This is a genomic window from Acinetobacter sp. NPDC052428 (genome assembly GCF_044547685.1).
Classification (GTDB): domain Bacteria; phylum Pseudomonadota; class Gammaproteobacteria; order Pseudomonadales; family Moraxellaceae; genus Acinetobacter; species Acinetobacter lwoffii_G.
Genome location: NZ_JBIUAT010000064.1, coordinates 1 through 3,849, shown reverse-complemented (window position 1 = coordinate 3,849; position 3,849 = coordinate 1). Strand labels below are relative to the sequence as shown.

The 3,849-nt window shown below is 39.9% G+C and carries 3 protein-coding genes; all 3 read right to left on the bottom strand.

Annotation, left to right across the window (positions count from 1 at the left end):
- Positions 1–122 (bottom strand): IS1 family transposase (locus ACIG3F_RS15935; RefSeq protein WP_396470525.1); only part of this gene is annotated, 122 nt, incomplete at its 3' end.
- Between the two features lie 300 nt (positions 123–422).
- A complete protein-coding gene (locus tag ACIG3F_RS15930; RefSeq protein ID WP_004647700.1) occupies positions 423–1,772 on the bottom strand; it encodes an aromatic acid/H+ symport family MFS transporter in 1,350 nt (449 codons plus the stop codon).
- 343 nt (positions 1,773–2,115) lie between these two features.
- Positions 2,116–3,480: an MFS transporter gene (locus ACIG3F_RS15925; RefSeq protein ID WP_005245522.1), complete on the bottom strand. Its 1,365-nt coding sequence runs from the start codon at positions 3,478–3,480 to the stop codon at positions 2,116–2,118.
- Between the last annotated feature and the right edge of the window lie 369 nt (positions 3,481–3,849).

The following is a 3,849-nucleotide window of genomic DNA, read 5'->3' as shown; positions in this document are numbered from 1 at the left end:
CAAATAAACTGACGTTTGCAATCTTTGCACTGATGGTTTTGTTTCCCATCTACTTTGATGCCATTTCTCTTTATATTGTTACTTAGACAGGTAGGACATTTGATTTGTAGCGTTATTTTCATACCTCTATTTTATCAAAAGCCATATTGTTTTTTTCAGCATACTTTTTGAAACACCACCTGATTATGAATTATTTGATCCGCATTAACTAAAAGACCAATCTCACTCCAATCACTAGCATTGAATTCTTTTTCTATTACTCTTTTTAAATCCAAGATAAGTTTATTAGTCTCTATCTGAGTATCATCTGAAGTTAAATTTGAATTAAACATAGATAGTATTTTTTGATTAAATTTTAGACATAATACTATAGGTATGAAAAAAAAGCCCCCTTTCGGAGGCTTCTTATTTCAAACTTGGTTTTAAGCTTTAGACACTGCGGGTTCAATTGAACCAATCTTTTCAGATTCATTGTCATGCATGATCAATGCAACAGCAATTGCAGTAATCAGAACCGGTAAACCAACTGCCATAAAGTTAAAGTAAGCAGGCAGGTTCATACCAAGTAAACCACCAATCAGAATCGGCCCTACAATCGCACCCATACGACCAATCGCAGAAGACCAGCCAATACCTGTCGAACGTACTGCAAGTGGGTAGAACTGCGCAACATAGCTATACAGCAACATTTGCGAACCAATTGACGCTGCACCAGCCAAGAATACTAAGATGTAAAGTAAGAATTGGTTAGATGCAAAGCCCATTGAGCTCATCACAATCGCACCCATCATACCCAGGAACATCAGTACCGGTTTCAGGTGGAAACGATCCGCAAGAATACCACCACCGACAATACCCACAACCGCACCAACGTTCATTACCATCATGAACATCAAGCTGTTGTCCATCGAGTAGCCTGCTGCCATCATCAACTTCGGTAACCAGCTGCTCAGTGCATACATGGTTAACAGACAAGTGAAGAACGCGACCCAGAACAGTAAAGTATTGACCGCACGACCACGACGGAACAAGCTCACCACGTTGGCTGCTTCAGGCACATTTTCCTGTGGCAAAGTGAAAGTTGTATTCTCGGTAACCGTCAGATTTGGCGCCAAGCGACGTACAATACGACGAGCTTCTGGCTGCTTGTTCTGTTTCACAATAAATGCGAGCGACTCAGGCAGGAATTTCCAGATCACTGGTAATAAAAACAGTGGAATACCCGCGATAAAGAACATGATTTGCCAACCAAAACTTGGGGTAAACCATGAACCCAATAACGCAGCCATTACGCCACCGACCGCATAACCACTAAACATGGTGGTCACCAGCGTACTACGCATTTTTTGTGGGGCATATTCCGAAGTCAATGCCACCAGGTTTGGCATTACGCCACCAATACCAAGACCGGCAAGGAAACGTAAAATACCGAATTCGGTTGGGTTTGAAGCAAAGCCGCCGGCAAAAGTTAAACCACTAAATAATACAATACAGATCATAATCACTTTCTTACGACCGATCTTGTCCGCGAGGGAACCAAAGATCATCGCACCAAACATCATGCCAGCCAGTGCGGTACTTGCAAGCATTCCAGCCTGCACTGCACTTAAGCCCCAGTCTTGCATCAATAACGGTAAAACTACACCATTGATTGCGAGATCGTAGCCATCAAATAAGATAATGAGTAAACACCAAGCAACTACATTGAAGTGGAAAGGCGTGAATTTCGCATTATCGACTACAGAATTTACATCTATTTTTTCCGTTGTCATCGTTCTCATCTCCCATGAGTACTTGTCCATAACATCTTGTTGAAGACTGAAGTCAATCTTCAATGTCAGGCAATATACGCAAGCGGGATTTAAGGCACAATAAGACTAATTGATATTCTGCTATGCTCTCGGAAATGTCATTTATTTGCGTGATATGTCACACTATTATTAATATAAACTTTTGAATAATTGATGTTTATTTTTTAATTCGCCCAATATTTAAGCTCTATTAATCCGCTTATTCTTTTGACCAATTGAATATTGATTTAATTTCATACTAAAGATATGAAAAAGCCCCTTTAAGTAAGGAGCTTTTTTAACTGAGTAGGTTAATTACGAGAGTTTAAATTTTGGCTGTTTTTAATTTTTTCACCACCACGCGACCAGATTGTGGCTTACGAATCATTGAAATAGCGATGATACCAATAATACCTGGCATTGCTACCGCGATAAAGTTCCATTTATGTGGTAACTCCATACCAAGTAGCATACCAATCACGATTGGGCCAACAATTGCACCTGTACGCCCTACAGCAGAAGCCCAACCAATACCAGTAGAACGTACTGCAACAGGATAGTATTGAGCAACATAGCTATATAACAAGATACTGGTACCAATAGATGAGGCACCTGCTAAACTCACAAGTAAATAAATAACAGGGGTTGGAGAGTTAAAGCCCAAACCAACCAAAGATAGTACACCGACAGTTAACATACTCATAAGAACAGGTTTAAAGTCAAAACGGTCTGCCAAAATACCACCGCTAATGGTTCCGATCACGGCACCAATATTCAGTGCTAATAAGAACATTAAACTGCTACCTAAAGAATATCCCGCTGCCATCATCAGTTTTGGTAGCCAGCTTCCAAGTGCGTAAAGCATGAGTAAGCACATAAAGAAAGCAATCCAAAATAAGAATGTTCCTGTGGCACGATTTTCTGTAAATAAAGCTTTTACTGATGCACTTTGGGTCTGATCAGCGCTAGCTAGAACCAGTTCAGTATCTTCTTGTATGTCTGCAGTTGGCTCGACTTGCTTTATAAAACGACGTGCTTCATTCACTTTTTGTTCTTTAACGAGGAAAGTTAAAGACTCAGGTAAGAACTTCCAAAAAAATGGAACAAAAAGTAATGGAATACCTGCAATGAAGAACATAATTTCCCAACCAAAACTTGGTGTAAACCATGTACCGCATAATGCAGCCATAATACCGCCCACCGCATAACCACTAAACATGGTGGTTACCAGTGTGCTTTTTAAACGTTTAGGTGCATATTCAGACGTTAGAGCGACTAAGTTTGGTAATACACCACCAATCCCTAAACCAGCAATAAAACGTAAAATACCAAATTCTGTTGGATTAGTGGTAAATCCACCTAAAAATGTAAAAGCACTAAATAAAGAAACACAAATCAAGATAACTTTTTTACGACCAATTTTGTCTGCAAGCATCCCAAACAGCATGGCTCCAAACATCATGCCAGCGAGTGCTGTACTTGCAAGCATGCCTGCTTGAACAGCACTCATGCCCCACTCTTGCATAAGTAGAGGCAGAACGACACCGTTAATTGCTAAATCATATCCGTCAAATAGGACAATAAACAAACACCATAATACAATGCTTAAGTGAAATTTAGTGAATTTTGCCTGATCAATCACATCATTCACACTTACCGTGTTTGCTACTCGCTTCATGTTTTCTGCCATTTTTACTCACCTCCTGTGAGTTTTTTTCGTTGTTTTCAGCACGACACATGACCCTAACTCTTATTTATTATTTTTAATGATTCTTATCGCCATGTCTTCGCAACAACTTAGTTCAACACAGCTACTTTTCATGCAATATCCGACTAAAGTCTTACTTATTCCTTAAAAATCTAAACCCATGAGTCTAGTTTTTAATCAATATTCAACAATTCCAAGAGCTATTTGACTAAAATCCCACGCATAAAAAAAACACCCCCTGCGTTAGCAGAGGGTGTTTTGGAATAATGAGCTGGCGATGACTTACTCTCACATGGGTAATCCCACACTACCATCAGCGCTAAGAGGTTTCACTTCTGAGTTCGGGAAGGG

Excerpts from the sequence above, each read along its gene's own strand:
- ACIG3F_RS15925 (WP_005245522.1), bottom strand. The coding sequence starts at position 3,480 with ATGGCAGAAAACATGAAGCGAGTAGCAAACACGGTAAGTGTGAATGAT.
- ACIG3F_RS15930 (WP_004647700.1), bottom strand. The coding sequence starts at position 1,772 with ATGACAACGGAAAAAATAGATGTAAATTCTGTAGTCGATAATGCGAAA.